At 63.9% G+C, this 26,531-nt stretch carries 18 protein-coding genes; 9 read left to right on the top strand and 9 right to left on the bottom strand.

The window, feature by feature from the left end:
* Positions 1-229: 229 nt before the first annotated feature.
* Positions 230-2,479, bottom strand: a complete 2,250-nt coding sequence (locus ACW5CM_RS05500; protein WP_457124403.1) for an ABC transporter permease — start codon at positions 2,477-2,479, stop codon at positions 230-232.
* 136 nt (positions 2,480-2,615) lie between these two features.
* Between ACW5CM_RS05500 and ACW5CM_RS05495 the strand changes: the two genes are divergently transcribed.
* On the top strand, positions 2,616-3,269 hold the full coding sequence (locus ACW5CM_RS05495) for a TetR/AcrR family transcriptional regulator (RefSeq protein ID WP_439288958.1): 654 nt from the start codon (positions 2,616-2,618) through the stop codon (positions 3,267-3,269).
* A 28-nt stretch (positions 3,270-3,297) separates the two neighbouring features.
* Here ACW5CM_RS05495 and ACW5CM_RS05490 read toward each other — a convergent pair whose 3' ends face one another.
* The 3 genes from ACW5CM_RS05490 to ACW5CM_RS05480 form a co-directional block, all read right to left on the bottom strand.
* Positions 3,298-3,672 carry a cupin domain-containing protein gene (locus ACW5CM_RS05490; protein ID WP_439288957.1) on the bottom strand — a complete coding sequence of 125 codons (375 nt, stop codon included), beginning with the start codon at positions 3,670-3,672 and terminating at the stop codon, positions 3,298-3,300.
* 221 nt (positions 3,673-3,893) lie between these two features.
* Complete coding sequence (locus tag ACW5CM_RS05485; protein ID WP_438255673.1) at positions 3,894-4,937, bottom strand: hemolysin family protein; 1,044 nt, start codon at positions 4,935-4,937, stop codon at positions 3,894-3,896.
* Entirely contained in the window at positions 4,930-6,297 is a 1,368-nt protein-coding gene (locus ACW5CM_RS05480; protein WP_439288956.1) for a hemolysin family protein, read from the bottom strand. The genes ACW5CM_RS05485 and ACW5CM_RS05480 overlap by 8 nt, the downstream gene beginning before the upstream one ends.
* A gap of 305 nt (positions 6,298-6,602) precedes the next feature.
* On the opposite strand from ACW5CM_RS05480, the gene ACW5CM_RS05475 reads away from it, so the two are divergent.
* The gene (locus ACW5CM_RS05475) at positions 6,603-6,944 is read left to right on the top strand and encodes a DUF5713 family protein (RefSeq protein WP_439288955.1); all 342 of its coding nucleotides are present in this window, start codon (positions 6,603-6,605) and stop codon (positions 6,942-6,944) included.
* A 58-nt stretch (positions 6,945-7,002) separates the two neighbouring features.
* On the opposite strand, the gene ACW5CM_RS05470 is transcribed toward ACW5CM_RS05475, so the two are convergent.
* Complete coding sequence (locus ACW5CM_RS05470; protein WP_439288954.1) at positions 7,003-7,692, bottom strand: helix-turn-helix transcriptional regulator; 690 nt, start codon at positions 7,690-7,692, stop codon at positions 7,003-7,005.
* Between the two features lie 73 nt (positions 7,693-7,765).
* On the opposite strand from ACW5CM_RS05470, the gene ACW5CM_RS05465 reads away from it, so the two are divergent.
* From ACW5CM_RS05465 to ACW5CM_RS05455, 3 genes are all read left to right on the top strand, one after another.
* On the top strand, positions 7,766-8,494 hold the full coding sequence (locus ACW5CM_RS05465; RefSeq protein ID WP_439256225.1) for an alpha/beta fold hydrolase: 729 nt from the start codon (positions 7,766-7,768) through the stop codon (positions 8,492-8,494).
* A 127-nt stretch (positions 8,495-8,621) separates the two neighbouring features.
* Positions 8,622-10,058 carry a sensor histidine kinase gene (locus tag ACW5CM_RS05460; protein ID WP_457124402.1) on the top strand — a complete coding sequence of 479 codons (1,437 nt, stop codon included), beginning with the start codon at positions 8,622-8,624 and terminating at the stop codon, positions 10,056-10,058.
* 4 nt (positions 10,059-10,062) lie between these two features.
* The gene (locus ACW5CM_RS05455; RefSeq protein ID WP_438255600.1) at positions 10,063-10,734 is read left to right on the top strand and encodes a response regulator; all 672 of its coding nucleotides are present in this window, start codon (positions 10,063-10,065) and stop codon (positions 10,732-10,734) included.
* 26 nt (positions 10,735-10,760) lie between these two features.
* Here the strand turns inward: ACW5CM_RS05455 and ACW5CM_RS05450 are convergent, their stop codons facing one another.
* Positions 10,761-11,486, bottom strand: coding sequence for a SurA N-terminal domain-containing protein (locus ACW5CM_RS05450; protein WP_457124401.1), 726 nt, complete (start codon positions 11,484-11,486; stop codon positions 10,761-10,763).
* Between the two features lie 129 nt (positions 11,487-11,615).
* Between ACW5CM_RS05450 and ACW5CM_RS05445 the strand changes: the two genes are divergently transcribed.
* The 3 genes from ACW5CM_RS05445 to ACW5CM_RS05435 all read left to right on the top strand — a co-directional run bounded on the left by ACW5CM_RS05445 (position 11,616) and on the right by ACW5CM_RS05435 (position 14,547).
* Complete coding sequence (locus ACW5CM_RS05445; protein ID WP_457124400.1) at positions 11,616-12,650, top strand: helix-turn-helix domain-containing protein; 1,035 nt, start codon at positions 11,616-11,618, stop codon at positions 12,648-12,650.
* 154 nt (positions 12,651-12,804) lie between these two features.
* Positions 12,805-13,293: a GNAT family N-acetyltransferase gene (locus tag ACW5CM_RS05440; protein ID WP_457124399.1), complete on the top strand. Its 489-nt coding sequence runs from the start codon at positions 12,805-12,807 to the stop codon at positions 13,291-13,293.
* 159 nt (positions 13,294-13,452) lie between these two features.
* Positions 13,453-14,547, top strand: a complete 1,095-nt coding sequence (locus ACW5CM_RS05435) for an AI-2E family transporter (protein WP_457124398.1) — start codon at positions 13,453-13,455, stop codon at positions 14,545-14,547.
* On the opposite strand, the gene ACW5CM_RS05430 is transcribed toward ACW5CM_RS05435, so the two are convergent.
* The 3 genes from ACW5CM_RS05430 to ACW5CM_RS05420 all read right to left on the bottom strand — a co-directional run bounded on the left by ACW5CM_RS05430 (position 14,548) and on the right by ACW5CM_RS05420 (position 18,455).
* Positions 14,548-16,677 carry a copper-translocating P-type ATPase gene (locus ACW5CM_RS05430; RefSeq protein WP_457124397.1) on the bottom strand — a complete coding sequence of 710 codons (2,130 nt, stop codon included), beginning with the start codon at positions 16,675-16,677 and terminating at the stop codon, positions 14,548-14,550.
* Between the two features lie 40 nt (positions 16,678-16,717).
* Positions 16,718-17,584, bottom strand: coding sequence for a TrmH family RNA methyltransferase (locus ACW5CM_RS05425; RefSeq protein ID WP_439256210.1), 867 nt, complete (start codon positions 17,582-17,584; stop codon positions 16,718-16,720).
* 67 nt (positions 17,585-17,651) lie between these two features.
* The gene (locus tag ACW5CM_RS05420; RefSeq protein WP_457124396.1) at positions 17,652-18,455 is read right to left on the bottom strand and encodes an aggregation-promoting factor C-terminal-like domain-containing protein; all 804 of its coding nucleotides are present in this window, start codon (positions 18,453-18,455) and stop codon (positions 17,652-17,654) included.
* Positions 18,456-19,016: 561 nt separating this feature from the next.
* Here ACW5CM_RS05420 and ACW5CM_RS05415 point away from each other — a divergent pair.
* Positions 19,017-26,486 (top strand): DUF7927 domain-containing protein, encoded by a 7,470-nt coding sequence (locus tag ACW5CM_RS05415; protein WP_457124395.1) that lies wholly within the window; start codon positions 19,017-19,019, stop codon positions 26,484-26,486.
* Positions 26,487-26,531: the final 45 nt, after the last annotated feature.

Below are 26,531 nucleotides of genomic sequence, written 5' to 3'. Positions count from 1 at the left end.
GTTTGCGGCAGGTTGGTGGAGACGTCAGGGTAAAACGGGACTACCGACATGCTTCGTGAGAAAAACTGGCAGCCTCGGCGTCACCGCACTCACCCGTTTTCCAAGGGCGTCGCGTCTCACCAACTGACAACTTTCATGAGATCGGACATGAAGTGTCCGATCTCACGAAAAGTGTCGGAAGGCGCGACCCGGCGAATTTCGGTCTCCCGCGGATCGGTGGGTTCGAGACTCAGATCGTTGCTGGTTCCGGTGCTCGTTCGTCGGCAGTGGCCGCTCCATCGGCCACCTCTGTTGAGGCGAGAATCAGCTTCTTGTCTGTCGCTGGGGCTGCAGGCGTGGGCAGAGCCGTGGCGGATGGTGTCGCGAGGTCACCGAAGTCGTGCTCGGTGCGGACCGGCTTAAGCGAGTCGATAACGAACACCAGTGCGAGCGAGATCAGGCCCCAGAGGCTCAGCACCTGGAGATGGTGCGTGACGACGTCTCCGTTGAAATACAGGATCGAGCGTACGGTCTCTGCGGCGGCTGGCATAGGAAGGAAGTCGTACAGCGTGCGGAACCACTCCGGTGCCATGTAGATGGAGAGCGCGGCATTCGAGGAAGGGACGCCTAGGAGCATGAGTATGCCGACCACGGGGATGGTGGCGAGCATGCCGATGAGGCGTTCCAGAACCAGTGCGAACATCGCCACGCTGAAGATCGCAACGATTCCCGCACCCCAGAGCGCCAGGAAGTGACCCTCGACGGCCCCGGTAATGGGGCCAGCGATGAGCCATAGGACCGCTGACATGAAGACCGCGTAGATCCCAGTCAGCGGCAGCATCCTGCGCAGTGGACGTGTGGCCGGTGCCGCATTGGCGCCGACGACGACGACCATGAATCCCGCGAGAATCCATCCCATCGCGATGTACATGGTGACGATGCCCTGGCTGTCGATGTCGGGGAGGGGTGCGACGTCGTCGATCTTCAGCGGTATCTGCTGTGCCGAGGCTACCTGGGTGAATGTGGCAGCGACGACCTGATATGCGCTGGTGCTGCCGGCTTCGTTCGCGATCAGTGTGAACTCGGGTGAGTTCTGTGAAGGCAGCACGAGTCCGGCGACGAGGTCACGGTTCTCAACGAGGGTGGACACCTCTTCCTCATCGATAGCCGCGTACGGGGTGAACGTGAAGAGACCGGTCATGTTCTCTTCGAGTCCGGCGATCGTCTCTTCAGCCTGCTCGACTGTGGTGCCAACGACGGCGACAGGCATGTCGCGCGGGGTTGGTTGATGCATGGCGCCGAGCATCGTCACGATCATCATGGTGACCATAGCCAGAGGGAAGAACAGCAGGGAGAGGTAGCGCCAGATCTTCTTCTTGGGGCGCGGCCCTCCGTGCAGAGAAGGCATGGTGACGTCGGTTGGCACGCCCTCCGGGTGTCGGCGACCTCGGAACTTGTCCCATGCGGCCGTGGCCAACAGGCCGGCGACGGCTCCGATGGCCAGTACGAGCAGGTACGAGGCCACGCCAACGCCGTCGAAGTAGAGGACCGAACGCATGGCTTCCCCGATGGCCGCCATGGGCAAAATATCGTGCAGGAACCCGAAGAATGAGGGCAACATGTGAACCGAGATGCTCATGTTCGATGCCGGCATCCCGAGCACCATCAGCAAGAACATGCCTGCGATGACACCGAGTGGGCCGAACACTCGCGTGATGAACAACTGCACGCAGCTGACAGCAAACACGCCCAGCCACGCCACGCCCAATACGCCGACGTAGTGATCGCTCGTGACGACACCGAGCACCGGGCCGGTGACAACCCACACGAGGCCGGCGATCAGCGCGGCCCAGCCGGCCAATAGCGGGACGATCCGACGGAACTTCAAAAGCTCGGGCGAGTTCGAACGCAGCACGCTAAACGGGAGGTATCCGGCCATGATCAGCGCAGTGGCCAGGAACATCGCACCCAGCCCTGCCATGTCGTTGTCGGGCAGCGGTACGAGGTCCTCGGCGGTGACGGTCAGGCCTTCGGCGAGAAGTGCCGGTGTGACCAATGACGTGACTACCGTGGCCTGGGTTGCCCCGGCTGCGTTGGCAGTGTAAACAGTCGCAGCGGAGCCGTCGATCACGATGGCGCCGGCGACGTCTCGGGAGATGACCTGTTCGCGAGCGTCAAGCGCAGTATCGGCACTCTGAACCGCGACAGCGCCGTGCTCCGCCTTTTCCAGCGCCTGCGTGAGCGATTCGGTCGCAGGGCTGGACCCGACGACGGCGATCGGCATGTCGTGCGGCGCAGGGGAGTGCATCGTCGCGAGGTACCCCGTGATCATCATGCCCACGATGATCAGCGGCATGATGAAGATCATTGCCGTGCGCACGATCCCCTCTGCCTTCGCGCGCTGGGCCGCCTTCGCATCCGTGCCGTCTTGGATCTGAGGATCCGGCGTATGTTCGGAGTCCTCTCGGGCTTCCTTGCGGGACAGGGGTGGTGTGCTCATGGGTTGCGCTCCTGGGGTGATAGTGGTCGTCAGCATGATCATCATCGACCCGGGCCATACAACTCTAAGTCACGTGACTTAGAGTTGTATAATGAATCATGCACACACTCAGTGCATTCATAGAGATCGGGGCGGCATGGCGCGAAGCAGTCAGGCGCGCGAGGCACTTATGAACTCCGCGGAAGAGCTGTTCGCAGAACTCGGTGTCGACGCCGTCTCCAGCCGCCGCATCGCAGAGCACGCAGGTGCGTCGAACCACTCCGCGGTTGCCTATCATTTCGGAACCCGCGAGGACCTTCTCCGCGCTCTGTTGCGCCGCCACGCGGAGGCTACGTCCCGCGGGCGCGCTGCACTTATCGCCGAGCTCGGCGCGGAACCGAGCGCGAATGACATCCTGCGTTGTCGGCTACTGCCCTACATCGACCTGCTGTCATCGTTGCCACGCCCTAGCTGGCATGCACAGTTTCTCGCGCAGATCGGGACGACTCCTTCGACGACGGAGATGGTCAGGGTGCACGTCGAGGAAACGGGTGACAACAGCAATCTCGCTGCCACGGTTTTTCCTGCGGAGGGGATCTCGGACGATGTGAAGCGCGCGCGATCAGCCGTCGTCGGACAATTGGTGCTCCGCGCGTGTGCTGACTATGAAAGACAGCTGAACTCTAGCGCGGAGCCCGCCGACTGGGCAGGTTTGGCGAACTTCCTCATAGATGCCTGCGCAGGAATGCTCACCGCACCTGTCACCCGCCCGCAGGAGGGCTTCCTTCCGACAAGTTCCGTGATCCTCTGATCTCTCCTGGCTCACCGCGACGAAAACTCTACGACTCCTGTTGATTGCTGTGGCAGCGGTCGATAGGACGCCGGTCACCCCGCGTGCTCGGCGAACTGATCACGAGAAACCGAGTCTCCGCGGGGCCGGGATTGAGGAATCGATGAGCGAGGCCGGACGGGATTTCGACACCGCTTCGGGGACCGAGCTCCACAGTACCTTCCGCGGTTTGTATTTGAGGGGCGCCCTCAAGCACGTAGAAGAACTGCGTCGCTGTGTCGTGCGCATGCCACTCTTCACCGGCTCCGGGCGGCACTCGCTCTTCGGTCACCGATAGCCCCGGCTTATCGAGTAACCGCCACCCGTCCGACACTCCGCCCCACACGTAGTGCTCGGCGTTCGTGGTGTCGACTGATTGGCACATCGTTTGATCCTCGCAGACGTTCTCTCGAATCTGCTCGCTCGTTGGCTTGGAGCCCAGGGCGACATTCCGGACGTCGCCTGACCATGCCCTCTTCCATCGTCAGATGCGATGGCTACTCCACGGCAGCTATCCGACGACGGCCTCCCGAGCGTATGGACGAGTGAAGGTCCCCACCGTGCTGGTGGGGACCTTCAAATCTGGCTCGACGATGCTCTGTCAGATCACTCGGCTCCTGCGGCCGCGTTTACTTCACCGACGAGCACTTCGAGCACGTCTTCCAGGAAGAGCAGACCCGTGACCTGACCTTCCGCGTCGAGTGTCTTGGCGACGTGTGCTCCTCGACGCCGCAAGACCGCCATGGCGTCTTCGAGCTCCGCATCCCTCGACACCGAGATGAGGCGTCGAAGCCGCTTCTCCGGAATCGGGGCGGTGAACAATTCCGGACTCATGAGATCCATGACGTCCTTCATATGGATGTAGCTTGAAGGGTCACCCGACTCGTCGGAGATGACGTAGCGCGAGAAGCCATGCTTGATTACGGCCTCCTGCACATCAATCGGTCGAGCGTTCACCGGTAGTAGCACCATGTCCTCGAGCGGCACGTCCACGTCGAAGACGCGCTTCTCCGTGAACTCGAACGCCCCGGCAAGAGTGCCTGACGCGTCACTTAGCGTTCCCTCACGGGTCGACTGCTCGACGATGCCCGCCACCTCATCGAGCGTGTAAGTGCTCGTCGCTTCGTTCTTCGGCTCGACTTTGAAGAGCCGGAGGATGCCGTTCGCGATGCCGTTGAGGCTCCAGATCACCGGATTGAAGATCTTCGAGACCACGACAAGAGGTGGTGCGAGCAGCAGCGAAGCGCGATCCGGGACCGAGAACGCGAGGTTCTTGGGGATCATCTCGCCGAACACGACGTGCAAGAAGGTCACCAGGACCAGCGCCACCACGAATGCGATCACGCTGATCGCCTCCGGGGTCAGTGGTGTCAGCCCGAGCGGGATCTCCAGCAGGTGGTGAATCGCGGGCTCCGACACGTTCAGGATGAGCAGCGAGCACACGGTGATGCCCAGCTGGCTGGTCGCCAGCATGAGCGTCGCGTGCTCCATCGCCCACAGCGTGGTCTTCGCAGCCCTGCTGCCGCGCTCTGCGAGGGGCTCGATTTGCGAGCGCTTCGCCGAGATCACCGCGAACTCAGCGCCGACGAAGAACGCGTTGCCGATCAGGAGAACGAACAGCCACAGGATTCCGGGCAGGTACTCACTCACGAGTCATCCCCTCCTTCAGCTGATCGACTGTTCGGTCGTGACGGCTCATCGTGCTCGCATCCGTGTCGGGGTCATTCGGGAGATACCGCACACGCAAGATGCGCGTGCCGTCGATGTGCTCGACACGAAGGGTCCCCGTCGCGATCGCGATCTCGTCGCCGAGCTCCGGTAGTCGTTCGAGAGTGTCGGTGATGAAACCGCCGATCGTGTCGTAGTCGCCGTGTTCCGGCACCTCGATCGACAGGCGATCGAGGAGCTCGTCCGGCCGCCAGGAGGCATCGAAGGTGACCGAGCGACCGCGTCGAGTGAATCCGGTACGGTGCCGGTCATGCTCGTCCTCGAGTTCACCCACGATCTCTTCCACAAGGTCTTCGAGCGTCACGACACCGGCGGTGCCGCCATGCTCATCCACGACGACAGCAACCTGGTGCCGCTCGGCGCGCAGAAGCGTCAACAATGCGGATGCGCCCATCGACTCCGGCACCCGGAGGGCTTCGGTCTGCAGGGCTCGAGCAGTGACGGATGCCTGCTCCGGGATCGGAACCGCGAACGCCTGCTTGGCGTGCACAAAACCGGTGACACTGTCGGGCGTCCCATCGATGACCGGGAACCGCGAGAACCCAGTCGCAAGCGAGAGCGCGACAATCGCCGCAGCGGTGTCGTCTATGCCGATACTCGCCATGCGCACGCGGGGAGTCATGACGTCCGAGGCGTCGTGCTCAGCAAACCGGAGAGTCCTGCGCAACAACACCGCGTCGTCCGCTTCGAGCAGGCCGGAGAGCGCGGAGTGTCGGATCAGATACGAAAGCTCGTCAGCGCTGCGCGCGCCGGAGAGCTCCTCCTTGGGCTCGATGCCCATGGCCCGGATGATGGCGTTCGCGGTGTTGTTCAGCATCAGAATCAAGGGCTTGAAGACCATCGTGAACGCCGCCTGGAACGGGATGACGACCTTCGCCGTGGCACGCGGTAGCGCGAGCGCGAAGTTCTTCGGCACAAGCTCGCCGATGATCATCGAGAACAGCGTGGCGAGCACGACCCCGACGATCGTGCCGACAACCGGTACCAGTCCCGGGGCGAGGCCCGCCGAGGTCAGAGGCCCCGAAAGGAGCGAGCTCACCGCCGGTTCGAACGTGTATCCCGTGAGCAGCGTGGTGAGCGTGATTCCGAGCTGTGCGCTGGAGAGGTGTGTCGATGTGATTCTCAGGGCCTTGATGGTGGGCCCGAGTCGTTTCTCTCCGCGGCTTTGCCGGTTTTCCAAATCGTTTCGGTCAAGGTTGACGAGTGCGAACTCGCTCGCGACGAACAACCCGGTTCCGACTGTTAGAACGAGGCCGATGCCGAGCATCACCCATTCGTTCATGCGTGGCGCCTCTCGACTGTGGCGGACGCGTACGCGGCCGGAACATCAAGAGGCTTGGGACTATGACTAGGGGGGTCTTCCATAAGGCGAAATTCTAGACGTCGAAAATTTGAATTCGCCAACAAGCGCTGTCGTCGATTGTTGGCAGATTCTCACCCGGCTCCCCATGCCACCGCGTGCTGGAGTCGTCTCTACCGCGGCCCGTTGATGCCGCGGCGCAGTGCGGTGAGATGATTGCAACGCAACGCTGGCCCAGCTTCTCCTCGCTGAGGGTGGGGCATTACCCCTTCGCGATTGGAAATCACATGCGAATCACCAACAAGGCTCTCTCTGGATACGACTTCCTCGCCGAGATGACGGACGATGCGCACTATCCGCAGCCGCTCGTGGAAAAGGGCAAGCTGATCTTGGTTCAGTTGTGCGAAACGATCGAGAAGGAGCATCCTGCTGATCTCGACGCACTTTACGTCATCACGCACGCGACGACTGAAGAATTCAACGCGCTGGCTGCGGAATTTGCAGAACAGGGCAGTGAACTCGACACGGCCGCACGCGACACGATCGGATCCGACATCGCCCAGATCGCCGACGTCTACGGGTTCACGTCTGCCGACATCGAGAAGCTGATCGCTCCGCGCACCTGGTGACGAGTCTCGCCACATTGACGTTCAGCTTCTTTGCCTGACCCTCGCATCTCGATGTCGGTCAGACACCAACCGGGCGCGCGAGCTCGGGAGGGGTGCCGATCTCGTCGATCGAGTGGCCGGTGCACGGATGGCGGGTGGCCGTTGCGCTCTGGATCCTGGTCAAGTCGAACCAACGGACGTCATCTCGCAATCTGCACCACCCAATAAGTAGCCACCGTCCACCGGTGAGGGCGAAGATCATCGGATCCACCTCGCGTCGGGTGTGCTGGCCCTTCGCATCGATGTAGACGATATTCACGGTGACTTGGTCGACCGTGGCCTGCTCGAGCGCCGACATCACTCGCCGCGGAGCGGCCGGTGCGACATCGACCCACACCCGGCTGGACAGTTCAGTGGCTCGACGGCGGGCTGCGGGATCCAACACGTCCAACACCTTACGAATCGCGGCGCGCGCCGAACCAGAGAATGGCGCCTGAGCGGTCGCCGACACCGCAGCGGTAAGGGCTAGCGCCTGCGCAGCCGTGAGATTCACCGGCGGTAGCGAGGACATCTCCGTCAGGCCGTAGCCGCCACCGGGACCGGTTCGTCCCCAGACAGGCAGGCCGCCTGCCCCAAGGGCAGCGAGATCACGCTTGATCGTGCGGACGGTGACCTCAAATTCGTCTGCGAGCTGTTGCGCAGTGCGGCCACGAGTGCCGGCTCGACGTAACGACTCGGTCAGCGAATGCAAGCGCTCGGTTCGGTTCACCCTGCCACTATCTCAGAAATAGTGACCTGAATAGTGACATCCCATTGTCTTGTGTCCGGGAGAGCATGAAGACATGGAAACGCTCACGACCAACAAGAAATCATTCGTTCTCGTCCCCGGCTATTGGCTGGGCGGGTGGGCCTGGGATGCCGTCGCGGATGACCTACGCGACCGTGGCCACCGCGTCATCGCCGTGACTCTGCCAGGCCTCGACCCTGACGACTCTGATCGGGTATCAAGGAGTCTTGCCGACCAGGTCGACCACTTACGCGCGGCGGTGAGCACTGCTGGTGGTGGAGGCTCGGAGGTCGTCCTCGTCGTTCACAGCGGTGCTGGAGCTCCCGCATCCGTTCTCTTGGATCAGAATCCCACCGCGGTCGCTCGAATCGTCTACGTCGACAGTGGACCGTCAGCCGACGGCTCTGCCAACGATGCGTCGGTTCCGCTTGACCAGCACGAGGTGGCGCTTCCCCCGTTCGCGGAGCTGGCCGCCAGTCTCGATGGGCTCAGCGAGGACGACCTCGACCGGTTTCGTCAGCGTGCGGTTCCGCAGCCCGCAACCGTCGTGCGTGCAGCGGTTCATCTCGAGAACGACGCTCGACGAAATGTGCCGTCGACGATCATCGCCTGTTCCTTCCCGTCCGAAGCGCTGATGCAGATGGCTCGTGAAGGGCACCCGATGATGGCGGAAACTGCCATGCTCAGCGATCTCGAAATCGTCGATCTCCCGACCGGGCACTGGCCGATGTGGAGCCGGCCCGCAGACCTCGCCCTCACCATCGCGCGCGCAGCAGACCGCTGACGGTGATCCCGTGGGTGATCCCGTGGGTGCTGCCCGATGAGCGGCAGCGCCCACGGGGGATAACCCCCGTGGAGAATCGGATGCTGGCCTGCTGGTTGTTCGAAGCAGGTGAAGCGAGGGTGGATCTATGACCAATCTCTTGCTCAGCACGCAACCTGGTGACGATTCTGGCACGCTGGGAGACGTGACTTCTTCGCCGCCCATCGAACGCCCGAGGCGCGGCTCCGGCTATGGCAAGCTGTGGCGGTCCCTTCCGCGTGAGCTGGGCTTCCTGTTACTTACGCTCCCCATCGTGACGGTGGGTTTCTCAATCGGGTGGGTGCTCTTCGCTGCCGGTCTCGGGACGCTGATTATCTGGATCGGCCTCTTCATCCTCGCTGCCGCCTTGTTCGTCGCCCGCGCCTTCGGCACCTTAGAACTCACCCGACTGAGTTGGGCCGGACTTCCGGCCATCGCCCGGCCTGGTTGGACGCCGGTCGTGCATCGTCCGGGACTCGTCGGCTGGTTCAAAGACCTATTCAGCAACGCTCACTATTGGCTCTATCTGCTGCACACGGTGCTGCTCGGATTCATCATGGGGGTATTCACCTGGGCCGTCAGCCTCGTGTGGGTGGCAGTCGGTCTCGGTGGCGTCAGCTACTGGTTCTGGGGTCGATTCCTTCCGCAGAGCGAGCAAGACGTCTGGTTGCACGACGTCGCACTCCGGTTCTTCTTCCCTGGTTTCCAGATAGCAGACAGCTACCTCGGGCGTTTCAATGGTGAGAGCGTGATGTACGCGGTGGCCGGCGTCGTCTTCCTTGTGACGCTGCCATGGGTGGCCAGGGGGCTCATCCTGCTGCACCATGGACTCGCAGTAGGTGTTCTCGGCGCATTCCGTTCAGAGGCGCTCGAGCGAGAGGTCGCCGACCTCGGCGCGTCGCGTGGTGCGGCGGTCGCCGCCGAGGACCACTCGCTGCGCCGCCTTGAGCGCGACATCCACGACGGACCTCAGCAGCGGCTCGTGCGGCTGCAGTTCGATCTGGCTAGCGCAGGACGCAAATTTGAGAGCGATCCGGGTGCCGCCCGCGCGCTCCTCGATGGCGCCATGCAGCAGTCGCGCGACACCCTCGAAGAGCTCCGCGAGCTGTCTCGCGGATTCGCGCCACCGATCCTGCAAGACCGCGGTCTTGCCGCTGCAATCGATTCGCTTGCCGGACGAAGCACAGTTCCCGTCACCACAACGGTGACACTCATCGGTCAGACGCTCCCGCCCGAGGTCGAGCGCAGCGCATACTTCGTGGTGGCAGAACTCCTCACGAACGTGACGAAACACGCATCTGCGTCGCGGGTGGAGCTCACAATCGACTCGACCAGGGCGATTGCCGGCGCGGGAAACCTGCTGTCGATCGTCGTCTCCGATGATGGCGTCGGAGGAGCGAACGCTGCAGTTGGGCACGGGCTCGCCGGTCTCAGCGAAAGAATCCACGGACTCCGCGGCAGCCTCCACCTCACGAGTCCGGCAGGCGGTCCGACAGTCATTTCGGCCAGCATCCCGTATCAGGCGACAGAGGGCACGGTATCTTGATCGGATGGCAGGCCAGAGGGATGACGATCGCACAGTGGTGAGAATCGTGTTGGCCGAAGACTCCCTGCTTCTGCGCGAAGGTCTCATCAGACTCTTCGACGAGGCGGGGTACGAGACCGTAGGCGCCTACGGCGACGCGGATGCCCTGCTCGCCGAGGTGACGGAGCTGCAGCCCGACCTCGCCGTGCTCGACGTACGGATGCCCCCGACCTTTCGCGATGAGGGGGTGCGTGCGGCCATCGAGTTGCGCCGACGGCATCCGAATGTCGGCATCCTGCTTCTCAGCCAGTACGTCGAAGAGACCTACGCGGTGGAATTGCTCGCCGCTGGAGACACGGGTCTTGGTTATCTGCTGAAAGACCGGCTCGCGTCAATCGATGAGTTGAAGGATGCTGTCGCGCGGATTGCCGACGGCGGAACTGTGCTCGACCCGCAGGTCGTGAGCCAGCTCCTCGGGCGCCGCCGGGATCCGCTCGCAGCTCTCACCCCTCGGGAACGCGAAGTCATCGCGCTGATGGCGGAGGGCCGCACCAACGCCGGTATTGCTGAAAGTCTCGTGATCGGCGTCGGTGCGGTTGAGAAACACGCCACATCAATCTTCAGCAAACTGAGTCTCGATGGCTCTGGATCGGCGCATCGCAGGGTGCTGGCTGTACTCGCCTGGCTGCAACGCTAGAGCACTGGCAACCTATCCCGAGTGGATCACAGATGCAGTGTGATCTTGCCTTCTTCACGCAACTGGGCCGCCAGCGCCTGGTAAGCCTCGGATTTCTTGGTGTTCACGGCCTGTTCGACGATCTGCGGTTTCACCTCTTCGAACGTCGGCAGCGCCTCGCCACCGGACTGCTCCTGCTGGGCTACAGCCTGATCGTAGATTTCGCGAAGTTCCTGCTCGGTCGGTTCCGTATCGCCGACTTCCTCAGTCAGAAGTCGGTCCACCCGCTGCTGCATTTCCAGCTCGGCGTACACCTCCTCCTCGCCCATGCCCTGTTCCTTCAGCGCTGCGAGTAGTTCGTCCGTCGATCCCATCTGGTTGGCTGCGGCGAGCTGCTCCAGTGCGGAATCAAGTTCATTCTGAGTCAATTCGATCTTGCGTTCGTCAGCTTCCTGCGAGAGGAGTTCCGAGTCGACCATCGCTTCCGCCGTCTGCGTGCGCAACTGATCCTGATCGAGCGCTTCGCCAGTCTGCTGCGCTTGCATCTGCCACTGCGTGAACTGCATCTCATAGATACTGACGAATTCGTCCTTGGTGATCTCCACGCCGTTCACCTCCGCAACCACGTCGGGGACGCTCTCCAGATCAGGCTGCTGCGATGAACCCTCCTGTTGACTGCTCTCAGCTGGTTCCTCTGAACCGGTGCTGCTGCATCCGACGAGGCCCAACAATGCAACTGCGACGCCTAGCCCTACCCAAATTTTGCGACTCACTCAACTGTCCTTTCGCTGACGGGCGACGCTAACAGTGCGACCTGTGCGGCAGATCAATCGGGGGTGCGGAGTATCAGCATCCAAACGCCGACTTGCATCTCAAGCCGCTTGAGGTTGCAAGGTGGGAACATGAACATCTCAGAAGACACGCTCTACTCCATCGGTGAAGTCGCGCATCGCACCGGGCTCAGCGTCAGCGCCATCCGTTACTACGCCGATGAAGGGATCGTGCACCCGACGGACGCGACTGACGGCGGTCACCGCCTGTATGACGTGGATGCGATCTCCCGCCTGGAGTTCGTCCGCACGCTGCGCGACCTCGAGACCGGCCTGGATCAGGTGCGCCGCGTCCTCGCCGGTACGACATCGCTGCGCGATATTCTCGCCGAACATCTCGATGTCATCGAGAAGCGGTCGACGGATATTCAGGCGAAGCGGGCAGTGCTCCGCGCGCTTGTGCGGCAGGAGGGCACGGCGGAACGCGCGAACCTTCTGCGCAAACTGGTGACGATGTCCGACGCCGAGCGTCAGCGGCTGGTCGACGACTTCCTGGAGGACGTCTCCGCAGGGCTTCCGGCGGAGACGATCGAGCGGATCCGTGCAGCGCAGCCGATGCTGCCAGCGGACCCCGCCCCAGAGCAGCTCGATGCGTGGGTCACCTTGGCGGAGCTGCTGCGAGATGACCGGTTCCGCGCGGCGACCCGTTCCTACCTGCACGAGACGTACGCGGAGTTTCCCGGCTCGGAGATGGCGAAACCTCACGTGCAGAACTTCATCAACTCGGCGGGCGCTGATCTGACGCCGAAGCTGATGGCTGCTCACCAGGCGGGATTCGCCGCCGATGACGCTCAGGTGATCGCCCTCGCCGCACAGATGGTCGAGCAATTGGCGCAGGCGTTCGGAGTCGCAGCCGACGACGACCTCCGACGGCGGCTCGCCGGCCGCTATCGCGATCTCGACAGCACCACTCTCGAGGCGCTCCAGGATCCGGAATACAACGCCACCGAGGGGCGCTACCTCGAACTGGTCTCGATCATCAATGATCAACCGCATCCGGATGCGGCTCTCCTGGACAGTGCTCGCCGAGAGCAGAGCGACGGTGACGGACCCAGTTTCCGAGACCTCGGCCAGTGGCTGTCCGCCGCAATACTCGCCGCACGGTGATTCAGAGGTCTGCACGAACGGAGGCGCCTCGTGATGATCTTTACAGGCTGCCCCGGAGCTGCGTCTAGACGGTCAGGTCGGGCACGAGACCGTCTTCGTGTCGACCGGACGCCTCAAGGTCGCGGTTTCGCGGGCGAAGGAGCAGACTGGCTTGATGCTGATTCGCGACGCTACCCCCGCCGATTGGCCCACTATCTGGCCCTTCCTGCAAAAGATCGTAGCGGCGGGAGACACCTTCACCTACTCCCCGGAACTGGGTGAGGAAGAGGCCGAGGCGGCGTGGATGGTGCGGGCGCCGGGTCGCGTGGTCGTAGCGGAAGCAGCCAGTGGCGGCGTGGTCGGAACCGCAAATATGTATGCAAATCGCGCTGGCCCTGGCGCCCATATTGCCAGTGCGAGCTACATGGTGGACCCAGACCACCAGGGCAGAGGGGGAGGGCGGGCGCTCGTCTCGGACTCACTCCGCTGGGCACGAGCGCGAGGCTTCCGTGGGATGCAGTTCAATGCTGTCGCCGAGACCAACTCCTACGCAATCAGGCTCTACGAGTCGCTCGGCTTCACCATAATCGGAACCACCCCAGGCGGCTTTCGCCACCCAGCGGAAGGCGATGTGGGGCTGCACGTCATGTTCTGCCCACTCTGACCAAAGCTACCGGTTTGGGCCCGCTTACCACCGTGTGTGGAAACCTCGCTCGGCATGAGTTGTCTCCGGGGACGAGCGCATCGAGGTGCGCTCCGCAGGTTCCGTCCTCGCCGACCTCCGCAATCAGGAGAGGAGGAGCCCGTCCGATAGCCTGGCGCAATGAAGCGCAGGAGATTGGTAGCCCCGACAGCAGTTGCTCCGGAACCCGCACCCCCGGCTCTCTCGCCGGCGTTGCGCGTTCTCATCGGGCTTGCCGCCGCAGTGGTCGTGCTCGCGGGGATGTTCTTCGCACGGGAGGTGATCGGGCCGCTCGCGCTGGGCGCAGTCATCGTCATCATCTGCCATCCGCTGCGGCATCCGCTCGAAAAACGCGGATGGCCGCGCTGGGCAGCGACTACCGCCGTCATCGTCGTTGCGTACCTGATCCTTGCCGCGCTCGCCGCAATGCTCATCTACGCGGGCGCACAGTTCGCGAAGCTCGTCGGCGATGTGTACAGCGACCTCCAGGCATCCGTACGTGATCTGACCGGCTGGTTGCAATCAGTGGGGCTCGGCAGCGAGGTGACCGAGGCCACGGCCGCAATCCTCAAACCCGCGAACGTACTGTCGTTCGTCTCGTCACTCAGCGGGTCTGTTCTCGCCGTGCTGACCGCGTTCTTTTTTGTTCTCGCGTATGTCATCTTCATGGCCGCCGACGGATCGCGGTACGCGCGCGCAGAGGCATCGTTCGGTCCCGCCGCGCGTCCGGCCATCGCACGCTTTCACACCTTCAACGCGGGTGTTCGTCGCTATTACATCGTCAACGCGACGTTTGGCGCCATTGTCGCCATCGTCGACGGGCTTGCACTGTGGGCATTGGATGTGCCGGCGCCGATCGTGTGGGCGATTCTTGCGTTCGTCACGAACTTCGTGCCGAACATCGGGTTCGTGCTGGGTCTGCTTCCGCCGGCCATGCTGGCGTTTGTGGTCGGAGGCTGGCCGCTCATGCTCATCGTCATCGCGATCTACATCGTCGTCAACGTCACACTGCAAGTGCTCGTGCAACCGAAGTTCGTCAGCGACGCGGTCAATCTGAGCCTGACGCTGAGCTTCTTCTCGGTGATCTTCTGGACGTTCGTCATCGGTCCGCTCGGCGCTATCCTGTCGATTCCGCTGACGTTGCTCGTCCGAGCTCTCGTGCTCGAGGGAGACCCCGGCGCACGCTGGTTGCGCTGGCTTTCCGGAGATGCGGATGCCGCGGTCAATCGCGCGTGATCAGCGTTCGAGGATGCCGCGCGTCATCGTAGCGGGACGAAGATCGAGCCGGCGCAGCAGCTGAGCATTGAGCGCGACAACGATGGTGGACAGTGACATCAGGATCGCGCCCACCGACATCGGCAGGATGAAACCGATCGGGGCGAGGACGCCGGCGGCGAGCGGCACGGAGATGAGGTTGTAACCCGCGGCCCACCAGAGGTTCTGACGCATCTTCCGGTAGGCGGCGCGAGACAGCTCGATAACAGACAGCACAGAGCGCGGATCGTCGCTGGCGAGGATCACGCCGGCCGATGCGATGGCAACATCCGTTCCTGCGCCGATCGCCAAACCGACATCCGCCTGGGCAAGAGCGGGCGCATCGTTCACACCGTCACCGACCATGGCGACCTTCCGGCCTTCGCGCTGGAGTTCCTGAACCTGTGCGGCCTTGTCTTCTGGACGGACACCGGAGAAGACACGATCGATTCCGAGTTCGTGGGCGACCGCCTGGGCGACAGCTTCCGCATCTCCCGTGATCATCACCACCTGCAGGCCCAGACCGTGCAGCGCGTCGACGGCGCTGCGCGATTCTGAGCGGATCTCATCGGCGAGTTTGAGCGCACCGATGACCCGGCCGCTGTCGAGGACATGGAGGATGATCGCGCCGTCGGCGCGCCACTTCTCGGCGATCGCGAGCTCATCGACGCGTTCTTCGCTGAGCAGGTGAGGCCCGCCCACGCGAACAGTGCGACCTTCGACCGTGGCGGTGACACCCACAGCAGGCGAGGACGCGAACTGGGAGCTGTCGGGTACGGCCAGCTGCTTGTCGGCGGCGGCGGCGCGCACGATGGCCCGCGCGAGTGGATGCTCGCTGTCGGCTTCCGCCGCCGCTGCCAGCACCAGCACCCGGTCGGCGTCGAGGCCGTCGACCGCGAACACCTCGGAGACGACCGGCTCACCTCTGGTGAGGGTGCCGGTCTTGTCGAACAATACGGTGTCGACCGTGCGCATGCTCTCGAGTGCCAGACGGTCCTTGACCAGTACGCCAGCGCGCGCCGCGCGCTCGGTGGCGATCGACACCACAAGCGGGATGGCAAGGCCCAGAGCGTGCGGGCAGGCGATGACGAGCACAGTGATGGTGCGGATCACGGCGGCGTCCGGCATCCCGACCAGCGTCCAGATGAGCGCGGTGAGTAGCGCGGCACCCAGCGCGAACCAGAACAGCCAGCCGGCGGCGGTGTCGGCCAGGCGCTGCGCGCGAGAAGACGAGTTCTGCGCGTCGGCTACCAGGCGACGGATGCCGGCGAGCGCCGTGTCGTCGCCCGTCGCGGTGACCTCGATCCGAAGACCGGAGTCGGTGGCGACGGTTCCCGCGGTGATCTGGTCACCGACGCTGCGGCTCACCGTGCGGGACTCTCCGGTAACCATGGATTCATCCATCGATGCCCGCCCGTCGACGATGCGTCCGTCAGCAGGGACGCTGCCGCCCGGCCGCACGATGACGAGGTCGCCGATGATGAGATCGGCGGGAGCGACGGTGACGACGTCATCGCCCTCGATGCGTTCGGCCTCGTCGGGGAGAAGCGCGGCGAGTGAATCCAAAGCTGATGTGGTCTGGGCGAGCGAGCGCATCTCGATCCAGTGCCCCAGCAGCATGATCACGACGAGGAGTGCGAGTTCCCACCAGAAATCGAGTTCGTGGTGCAGCAGCCCCAGCGTCGCGCCCCAGGACGCTACGAATGCGACGGTGATGGCCAAGCCGATCAGGAGCATCATGCCCGGTTTGCGAGAGCGGATTTCGCTGACCGCGCCGACCAGGAACGGCTTACCGCCCCAGAGATACATGACCGTTCCCAGTGCGGGCGAGACCCAGTGCAGCAGCGGAGCATCCGGAAGCGGGTATCCGACGATCATCGCGAACATGCCGGACAGCGCGACCGTCGGGATCGCGAGCGCGAGCATAATCCAAAACAATCGGCGGAACTGGCCGGCGTGATCGCCATGCCCGCCGTGCCCTGCGTGGCCGCCGTGACTATCGTGCTCTGCATGACTGCCGTGTGCGTCGGGCGCGTGGTCTGCGTGCTGCCCGTGCGAGTCGTGCTCTGCGCCCTCACGCTCGCCATGGTGCTCGTGGTGTGTCGGGGTCATGGTGCGCCCAACCTTATACCCACCCGGGGTATGGGGGGAGTCACTCTGTGGAACGGCTCCCCGTGGTGTGGCGCTGCCTGGTCGCCTCATAAAGGATGGCCGCGGTCGCATTCGCCGCGTTCAGGGAAGACGCGTGCCCGGTCATCGGAATGCGAGTGAGGACATCGCACGCCTCTTTCCACGCGGCCGACATTCCGGAGTGCTCGTTGCCGGTCACGATCAGGGTGGGACCGGTGAGATCGACGTCCCAAACGTCAGCCGTGCCGGCTTCATCGGTGCCGACGATCTGCACATTGATGCCCTGGTCGCGCAACTGCGCGACCCAATCGAGAACCTGACGGATGCTGGAAAGCCGCACTGTCGGGGTCATGATCGCCGATCCCGTAGAAGCTCGCAGCGCCTGCGGGTCGTAGGGATCGGCGGCGTGGCCCGTGGTGATCACGCCGTGCCCGCCGAGCGCATCGACCGTGCGCACGATCGAGCCGATGTTGCCTGGCGAGGCTGGGCGATCCAGTGCCACGTACAGCCCGTCGGCCGGCGTCGGCAGGCGCGACAGATCATCCGCCGGAATGCCGGCGATCAGCAGCAGTTCCGGTGCGTCATCGCTCTTCTCTCCGAGCTCGGCCATCAGCTCCGGCGCGACCAGATACGGCACCGCACCTGCGCGCTCCGCAGCCTCGATCGTCTCCGACGCCCACGACGAGCGTGTGCTGCCATGCGTGATCAGCACCGCACGCAGCGACAGGTCTGATGCCAGCGCCAGGTTGATGGGGCGCACGCCCTGCACGATCATCTCTCCCGCGCGATTGCGCTTGGTGCGATTGCCGAGCAGGGTCTCCCAATACTGGAAGGTCGCGTTCCTGGTCGATACGGCCTTGGTGCGACGCGGTCGAGAATCCGGAGACATCGTGTGGGCTGGGCCTCTCTGCGGGGGTGTGTCGCCGGGGCGGCGACACCTTCGAGCGTACCGAGACTCAGTACCAGTTGACCGCCTGCGAGTGACCCCACGCGGAGCACGGTGAACCGTACACACGCTGGATGTAGTCCAGGCCCCAGCGGATCTGGGTCGTGGCGTTGGTTTGCCAGTCGGCGCCGAAGCTTGCCATCTTGTTTCCGGGCAGTGACTGGGGGATGCCAGTGGCGCCGGAGGGGTTATACGCCTGGTAATCCCAGCCGGATTCCTTCTGCCACAGCGAGTTCAGGCAGGAGAACTGGTCGGCGCCCCAGCCGTAATCGCTGGCCGCGATCTGCTGCGCCACGGCCCGAGCGCCATCCGGAGTGTTGGCCGCCGCGAGGGCAGCCACGGCAGCTTCTGCCGCCCGCTTTTGTGCGACCGCAGTATCCAATCGCTCGCGCACGGCCGCGCTCTGGGTCACCACCTGCTCGGTTTCCGACGCCAGATCGCCGGTGCGCTCTACGCGATCCAGTACCGCGTCCGCATCGGGGTCATCGAGCCGATCCAGCGCGCTCAGTAGCCCCGCCGTATCGATCGCGATGGAGTCTGGGCCCAAATCGAGTCCGGAGGAGCGTGCATCCGTGACGACGACGGCTGCGTCGTTCAACGCAGCGCGCGACGCCGCGGTCGCAGCTTCTGCCTCGTCGAGGCCGATGCCGAGGTCAGCCGCCTCCATAACGACAGCTCGAGCCGGGCCTGCCGCAGATGCGGGGGCTGCGGTGGCGATACCAAGGGTGGCGAGAACGCCGATCGCTGCGCCGGCGACGAGCGTAAGGGCGGCGATGCGTGGGCGGACAGGGGCGAGCAGAGCAGTTTCGGGCATGACGAACGTAACGATCCTTTGAAGTAACGGGGGCCGAATGGCCGGCGCGCTCTCGGGTCAAGCGCGCAAGGTAACGATTCTGCATCAGCGTCCCTGTGTGTGGCCTCCCGGATTCCTGGATGCCCGGTGTGAACGATGCGAAGGGAAAACTCGCTACTCGGCGTTGCCAAGTAGCGGTACCTGTTCGACGTCGCCGCAGCGCCGAACGATGTGCGTGAATCGATCAGCCTGACCTGGTAGGAAACCCCTCGATCGTGGGCACGGGCGCGCTCCGACTTGTTCGTGGGGGTTAACCGGGGGCGAACTTTGTGGCCATGTCGTGGCGGGAATCGAATCGGGCACCGCCGAACCCTATATTCGGAGTCAAGTCGCCCTGCGATATTCCGGTCCGCAGAGCGACAGAGACACACAGCGTTGCCGTTGCACGTGCCGCCCGACTTCGTCGCGCGTACGTCAGCGGCGTGGCAGTGGTTGAGCGCCGAGGGGGCAGCAGTGATGAGGAATGCGCAGAGACGCCGTACACGCGGACGTGGCACAGAGGAGCTCGGGTTCGGACAGCACATGCGGCGTATCGCTGCCCTCGCCGCCTCAGCACTCGTCGTCGGATTGTTCGCAGCAGTGTCACCGCTGGCAGCTCCCACCGCGAGCGCCGCGCCGGGCGATCCGTTCGATGGCTCACGGCCTACGGTATTCGTCGCGCAGTCGCAAACAGGCGACCCTACGGGGATGTACCGCTCGGAGACCTCCGGAGACGGCACGTACGCATTCACGCCCGAGGGTGGTCCGATCGCCAGCGGCAACTACAACGCGATCAGCTACAACGCCGATACTCAGCTTGTTTATGGCGCAGTGATCACCGCCATCGGAGCGATTCCGCGGAACGCGTTCGTGCGCATCGGCGAGGGCGGTTTCGTGACCCGAGTCGGCTCGGCGACCTACCCAGTGGCGCAGTGGGCTGGTGCGTTCAACCCTGCAAACAACCGGCTCTACACGACCAATGGCGGGGTGGGCATATCGGCCGTTCTCTACCAGGCGAATCCCGCCACGGGAGCGATCACCGCCGGTGCCACGATCACCGGCACGAACTGGACGCTGGCAGACTTCGAGTTCCACGACGGATACCTCTGGGCCTTCAATTACAACGCCGCTCAGCCGGCCGGCACAATCGCCCGCATCGATCCGACCACGGGCATCCTCACAAACTTCCCCGGAGTGATTCCGGGTGCGGTGGGTGGCGCCTGGGGTGCAGCCTGGAAGTTCGGAAACGGGAACCTCGGATTCTCCAACAACGGCACCGGCAACATTGCGCAGCTTCGCATCACGGATGGCGCTTCCGCGACGCCCACGTTCGAGGTCATCTCGATGTCCGCAGGTCCTCCCTCATCGGGTAATGACGGCACGGCGATCCCCGGCGACCCGGTGGATCTGGTGATGGACAAGGCCGCTCCGCCGACGTTCGTTCCCGGTGGTGACGTGACATACACCCTCACGGTGATGAACAACGGCCCCGGCGAATCAAGCGGCTGGGCCTTCTCCGACGTCGTACCGGCCGAGTTGACGGGCGTGACTGTCACGAGCGCCGACGCCACCTGCACCGCCAACGGCAACACGGTGAACTGCGCGGGCGGTCGCCTGCTTGCAGGGGACAGCGTAGAGATCACGATCACGGGTACCTCCTCTGCGACAGCGGTGGCCTGCTTCAGCAACACCGCGACCGTGCTCGGCAACGAGCTCGACCCGGATGAGACGAACAACTCCGATTCCGCGGAGGTATGCCCTCGCATCCTCGAGATCACCAAGCAGTCTGACGCCACGCAGGACACGCGCGTGGGCGACACGGTGACGTACATCGTCACAGCGACCAACGTCGGTGCTGCCGACTACACCGACGCGGATCCCGCCTATGTGTTCGACGACGTCTCGGCAGTTCTCGACGATGCGACCTACAACGCTGATGCTTCCGCGACGCTTCCAGGCACGGTGTCCTACACCGCTCCGACACTCAGTTGGTCTGGTGCACTCGCTGCCGGCGCGACGGTCGAGCTGGAGTACACCGTCACGTTGGTTGCGGGCGGCGATGGCGACGTCCGCAACGTGGCGTGGGAGCCCAACGTCCCGACGGACTCGACTCCTCCGACGTGTGCTCCGCCCGTCGACGGTCGTGACCCGGTGACCGGGGAGAGCTGTGCAGAGGTCGAGTTCCTGCTGCCCAAGCTCACCATCACGAAGACCGCGGATCGCACCGACCTTCCCGCGGTCGGGGAGAGCGTCGAGTACACCGTCGTCGTGACCAACGTCGGCCCCGGTGTGTTCACCGCGGCAGAGCCGGCAACCTTCACCGATGATCTGACTGAGGTTCTCGACGACGCCACCTACGTCTTCGGGAATTTGTCGTCGGGGGTCGTGATGTACGTCGAGCCCAAGCTCTCCTGGTCCGGCGCCCTCGGTGTCGGCGAGTCGGCCACCGTAACCTACTCGGTCGTCTACACGGGTGCCGGCGACCAGCTCCTCGACAACCGGGCGTGCATTCCCGCCTCGGAGACGGCTGCCGGCCAGCCGAGCTGCGACACTGTGCAGATACCTGGCTCTGATCTGACGCAGTGGAAGCAAGCGACGCCGTCGTCGGATCCCGTAGTTGCGGGATCGACCATCACTTACACGCTGTTCTTCAACAACACAGGGGAAGCCCCGGCAACGGTCAACGCCGTGGACAACCTCGTGCACGTTCTCGATGATGCTGAGGTCACCATCGAGCCGGTCTCGCCCAACGGGTTGACCGTCGTGCGCGATGGGGACGAGATCGCGATCAGCGGCGAGGTGCCGGTAGGCGAGCAGTACACCGTCACCTACACCGTGACCGTTCTGCCGGATGCCGAGCGCGGCGACAGCATCGCGACGAACTTCCTGCTTCCGCCGGGAGAGACACCTCCGGGGGTCGATGTGTGCGTGCCGACCGATCCGCAGCAGCCGGACTGCACGACCACTCCGATCAGCGGGGTTACCTACGCCAAGTCCGTGGTCGCCTCGGAGAATCCGGTGAGCGCAGGCACGGAGCTCACCTACACGATCGTCGTTACCAACACCGGCGCGACCGATGTCGCAGTCAACCGCGACGACGACTTGAACGGCGTGCTCGACGACGCGACGATCACAACCGCCGTCGCATCCGACACGGCAACCGTCACAGCGACAGGACCCGATGCGGGGATCATCGCCATCCGCGGCACGCTGCCGGCAGGCGCAAGCGCCGAGATCACCTATACCGTGACGGTGAAGCCTGCGGCAGAGCGTGGCGACAGCACCGCAGCCAACTACCTGGTGAACCCGGGAGAGGAACCAGACCCGAATTGCGACCCCGCAAGCGGGCAGTGCACATCGACACCGATCAAGAGCTACAGCGTTTCGAAGACCGCAGACAAGGACACCGTTGTTCCCGGTGAGATCCTCACCTACACCGTCTCGGTCGTGAACACCGGAGCCGTCCCCTTCGATGCGGCAGAACCAGCGTCGTTCGTCGATGATCTCGCGGAGGTGCTCGACGACGCGACATACAACGACGACGTCTCCGCCGGCGGCACAGTGGCGGGCGACGAGCTCAGCTGGACCGGCCCGCTCGCCATCGGAGAGACGGTGACGGTCACCTACTCCGTCACAGTCAACGATCCGGCGACTGGTGACGGCGTTCTCGGCAACGCGGTCGTACCGAACCAGACGATCGGCGAGTGCGATCCCGCACTCGTCTGCGAGACGCAGACCCCGGTGCGTTCGCTCACCGTGGAGAAGACTGTCGACGTCGCTTCGGCGATGCCTGGTGACGTCGTCACCTACACCGTCATCGTGACGAATACCGGTCGGGCCGACTACACCGACGAGGTACCGGCGGCTTTCGCCGACGAGCTCGCGGCGGTCCTTGATGACGCCGTGTACAACGACGACGCGTCCGCCGGTGCGACACTCTCCGGCACGGTGTTGTCCTGGTCCGGCCCGCTCGCAGCGGGACAGTCCGCCACCGTGAGCTACTCGGTGACCGTCAACGACCCGATCAGCGGCGACCAAAACCTCGTCAACACTGTCACGTCCCCGTCTCCCGGAAGCACATGTGCGCTCGATGCAGAATGCATCACCGAGACCCCGGTCGCGTCGTTCACCGTGAACAAGGAAGCAGATCAGGTCTCTGTGCTGCCCGGCGGGATCATCAACTACACGGTCACCGTGACGAACACGGGCGAAGTTGCGTACACGACGAGCAAACCGGCGAGCTTCTCCGACGATCTGTCCGGGGTGTTCGACGATGCCGTCTACAACGACGACGTCTCCACCGGCGGTGAGATCAGCGGCAACACGCTCACCTGGTCTGGTGCGCTGCCAGTGGGGGAGAGTGTAGAGGTGACGTACTCGGTCACCGTCGATGCCTCTGTCGCCGGCGACTTCACGCTGAACAACGAGGTCGTACCGACCGCCCCCGGTGGTGCCTGCGATGTGTGCCTGACGGAGACCCCGGTCTCTGCCTTCCACGTCAAGAAGTCTTCCGCGTCAACCGAAGTCGTCCCCGGCAGTGTCGTCGACTACCGGATCGTCATCACTAACACCGGTCAGGTCGACTACACAGATGCCGAACCTGCATCCTTCAGCGACGACCTCGCCGCGGTCCTCGACGACGCAACTTACAACGGCGACGCGGCCAGCGACAGCGGTGCGGGCGTCGAATACGTCGATGGCGTGCTCGAATGGACCGGGCCACTGGCGATCGGCGCATCCGTGACTGTTACGTATTCCGTCACCGTCAACGACCCCGCCACCGGCGACCGTCGCCTCGACAACACCGTGGTGACGCCGCCCGGGGGTAACTGTGAGATCGGATCGAATGATCCCGATTGCACGAAGAAGATTCCGGCGGCATCGTTCTCGCTCTCCAAGAGCGCGGATGTGACGAGCGCGGTTCCCGGTGACATCATCACCTACACCGTGACGGTCACGAACACCGGCACCGTCGACTACACGGCCGGCTCGCCGGCGTCGTTCAGCGATGACCTGTCGCGTGTGCTCGACGACGCGGCATACAACGACGATGTGTCCACCGGCGGTGTCGTCACCGACGATCTGCTCGAGTGGAGCGGAGCGCTCGCCGTGGGCGAGGCCGTGACCGTGACCTACTCGGTCACGGTGGACGACCCGGTCACCGGCGACTTCGTCCTGAGCAACGTCGTCACACCGACGGCTCCGGGCGGAGAGTGCATCGAGGGCGAATGCGCGACGACGACACCGATCGCGTCGTACCTCGTCTCGAAGGCTGCTGACCCGGCGACCGTCGTGCCCGGTGATGTCGTGATCTACACGGTCACCGTCGAGAACATCGGCGCCGTTGCGTTCGATGTCGACTACCCGGCGACGTTCACGGACGACCTGTCCGAGGTGCTCGACGACGCCACGTACAACGGCGATGTCACCGCTGGAGGCAGTGTCGCAGGCGAAGAGCTCAGCTGGACCGGCTCGGTCGATGTGGGTGCGACGTCGATCGTCACGTACTCCGTCACGGTCAACAACCCGGCGACGGGTGATGGCACTCTCATCAACGCAGTGATGCCCGATGGTCCCGGTGGCGATTGCGACCCTGATCTCGAATGCGTGGTGGAGACACCGGTGCAGTCGTTCTCCGTGGAGAAGACAGCCGACGTCCCTACCGCGATGCCAGGTGACGTGGTCGCATACAGCGTGACCGTCACGAACACGGGGCACGTGGACTACACCGACGCGGCACCGGCATCCTTCACGGATGACCTCACCGCTGTACTGGATGACGCCGTCTACAACGACGATGTGTCATCTGGTGCAACGGTCGACGGAACGGTGCTGGCCTGGGCTGGAGCGCTGGCAATCGGCGAGTCCGTGACCGTCACCTATTCGGTGACAGTCAACGATCCGATCAGTGGCGACCAGACGCTGCGCAACTCGGTCACCCCCACCGCCCCAGGCGGAGTGTGCGTTACGGACACCGATTGCGTGGTCGAAACACCGGTGGCCTCGTACACGGTGAGCAAGCAGGTGGATGCTGCGACGTCGCTTCCCGGCGGTGTAGTCACCTATTCGATCACGGTGACCAACACCGGCGCGGTTGATTACACCGAGGCGAACCCGGCGAGCTTCTCGGATGATCTCGCAGGTGTGCTCGACGACGCCGTCTACAACGGCGACGTCTCTGCGGGCGGCACTGTCAGCGGCAACACGCTCACATGGACCGGTCCGGTCGCGGCGGGTGAGAGCATCACGGTGACATACTCCGTCACCATCGATGACCCGATCCTCGGCGACTACACGCTTGTCAACGCCGTGATTCCAACGGCGCCCGGCGGAGAATGCGACCTGGAGTGCACGACTCGGACACCGTTGGCGTCATTCCATCTGGCAAAGACGACCGCATCGACCGAGGTGGTCCCGGGTGATGTCGTCGAGTACAGCATTGTCATCACCAACACCGGTCAGGTCGACTACACCGATGCGATGCCGGCTTCCTTCACGGATGACCTCGCGGCGGTGCTCGATGACGCCACCTACAACGGCGATGCGACAAGCGACAGCGGTACAGGCATCGAGTACGTCGACGGCGTGTTGTCGTGGTCCGGCTCGCTTGCGGTCGGGACCAGCGTCACGGTGAGCTATTCCGTGACGGTCAACGATCCGCTCACCGGTGATCACCGACTCGAGAACGCGGTCGTGGCGCCTGAAGGGATCGGTGGCAACTGTGCACCGGGTTCGACGGACCCCGACTGTGTGGCCAACGTTCCCGCGGCATCCTTCACCGTTTCGAAGAGTGCGGATCAGGCATCCGTACTTCCGGGTGACACCGTCACCTACACCGTGACTGTCACGAACACAGGCGAGGTCGCCTACACACAGGAGGAGCCCGCCTCCTTCACCGACGACCTGTCGCGTGTTCTCGACGACGCCACCTACAACGATGACGTCTCAGACGGCGGCACCGTGGATGGTGACACGCTGAGCTGGAGTGGCCCATTGGCCGTCGGCGAGAGCGTCGAGGTGACGTACTCGGTCACCGTGGACGTTCCCGTCGAGGGAGACTTCACGTTGCGCAACGTCGTCATGCCTTCCGCCCCCGGCGGCGAGTGCATCGAGGGGGAGTGCGTCACTCAGACGCACGTCGCGTCGTACACGGTCTCGAAGGCCGCGGACGTCGAAGACGTGATCCTCGGCGGAGTCGTCACCTATAGCGTCACGGTCACGAACACCGGCCAGGTCGCGTACACGGCGGATGCTCCGGCATCCTTCGTCGATGACCTTTCCGACGTCCTCGACGATGCCTCCTACAACGGAGACATCTCGGAGGGCGGCGCGGTAGACGGAGACGAACTGACCTGGTCCGGGCCATTGGCGGTGGGCGAGTCGGTGGTCGTCACCTACTCCGTCACCACCACTAAGCCGGCAACGGGTGACGGGATCCTCCGAAACGCGGTGTTCGCCGACGGGCCTGCAGGCGGCTGCGCCATCGGCACGGAATGCATCGTGGAGACGCCCGTCGCATCCGTGCACGTGACGAAGAAGGCGTCCACGAGTACCGCAGCGGTGGGCGACACTGTGACCTACACGATCACCGTGACCAACACTGGACAGGTCGACTACACGGATGCGCGCCCCGCAGCGTTCACAGACGACCTCAGCTCGGCGCTGAAACTTGGCGTCTACAACGACGATGCTTCTCAGGGCACGACGTACGAGAAGCCGGTGCTGCGCTGGCAGGGAGCGCTTGCGATCGGTGAAAGCATCTCGGTGACGTACTCGATCACGACGACGCGCGTGGGAGAGATCCGCAATATCGTGGTGACGCCGCTGGATTCCGGCGCGAACTGTGCGCCGGAATCGGACGATCCTGATTGCCTGACGACCACTCAGGTCGTTCCGGGACTGGCGATCACCGGTGGCTCCGCCTGGGTACTCGGCGGCGCTGGGGGAGTGGTGCTGGTGGCGCTCGGGATCTGGCTATATGCCAGACGTCGCGGCCTCCACGCCGTGGCATAACAACTCTCCGGACGCTCCTGCCCACCGCCCCACCGATGGGCAGGA

It is taken from the genome of Microbacterium wangyouchuni, from assembly GCF_054072595.1.
Note: the sequence above shows the minus strand (reverse complement) of the source record. Positions and strands in the feature narration are given on the sequence as shown.

Coding starts and splice junctions, on each gene's coding strand:
- ACW5CM_RS05500 (WP_457124403.1), bottom strand. CDS start 2,479: ATGAGCACACCACCCCTGTCCCGCAAGGAAGCCCGAGAGGACTCCGAA.
- ACW5CM_RS05495 (WP_439288958.1), top strand. CDS start 2,616: ATGGCGCGAAGCAGTCAGGCGCGCGAGGCACTTATGAACTCCGCGGAA.
- ACW5CM_RS05490 (WP_439288957.1), bottom strand. CDS start 3,672: ATGTGCCAATCAGTCGACACCACGAACGCCGAGCACTACGTGTGGGGC.
- ACW5CM_RS05480 (WP_439288956.1), bottom strand. CDS start 6,297: ATGAACGAATGGGTGATGCTCGGCATCGGCCTCGTTCTAACAGTCGGA.
- ACW5CM_RS05475 (WP_439288955.1), top strand. CDS start 6,603: ATGCGAATCACCAACAAGGCTCTCTCTGGATACGACTTCCTCGCCGAG.
- ACW5CM_RS05465 (WP_439256225.1), top strand. CDS start 7,766: ATGGAAACGCTCACGACCAACAAGAAATCATTCGTTCTCGTCCCCGGC.
- ACW5CM_RS05460 (WP_457124402.1), top strand. CDS start 8,622: ATGACCAATCTCTTGCTCAGCACGCAACCTGGTGACGATTCTGGCACG.
- ACW5CM_RS05455 (WP_438255600.1), top strand. CDS start 10,063: ATGGCAGGCCAGAGGGATGACGATCGCACAGTGGTGAGAATCGTGTTG.
- ACW5CM_RS05445 (WP_457124400.1), top strand. CDS start 11,616: ATGAACATCTCAGAAGACACGCTCTACTCCATCGGTGAAGTCGCGCAT.
- ACW5CM_RS05440 (WP_457124399.1), top strand. CDS start 12,805: ATGCTGATTCGCGACGCTACCCCCGCCGATTGGCCCACTATCTGGCCC.
- ACW5CM_RS05435 (WP_457124398.1), top strand. CDS start 13,453: ATGAAGCGCAGGAGATTGGTAGCCCCGACAGCAGTTGCTCCGGAACCC.
- ACW5CM_RS05430 (WP_457124397.1), bottom strand. CDS start 16,677: ATGACCCCGACACACCACGAGCACCATGGCGAGCGTGAGGGCGCAGAG.
- ACW5CM_RS05425 (WP_439256210.1), bottom strand. CDS start 17,584: ATGTCTCCGGATTCTCGACCGCGTCGCACCAAGGCCGTATCGACCAGG.
- ACW5CM_RS05420 (WP_457124396.1), bottom strand. CDS start 18,455: ATGCCCGAAACTGCTCTGCTCGCCCCTGTCCGCCCACGCATCGCCGCC.
- ACW5CM_RS05415 (WP_457124395.1), top strand. CDS start 19,017: ATGCGGCGTATCGCTGCCCTCGCCGCCTCAGCACTCGTCGTCGGATTG.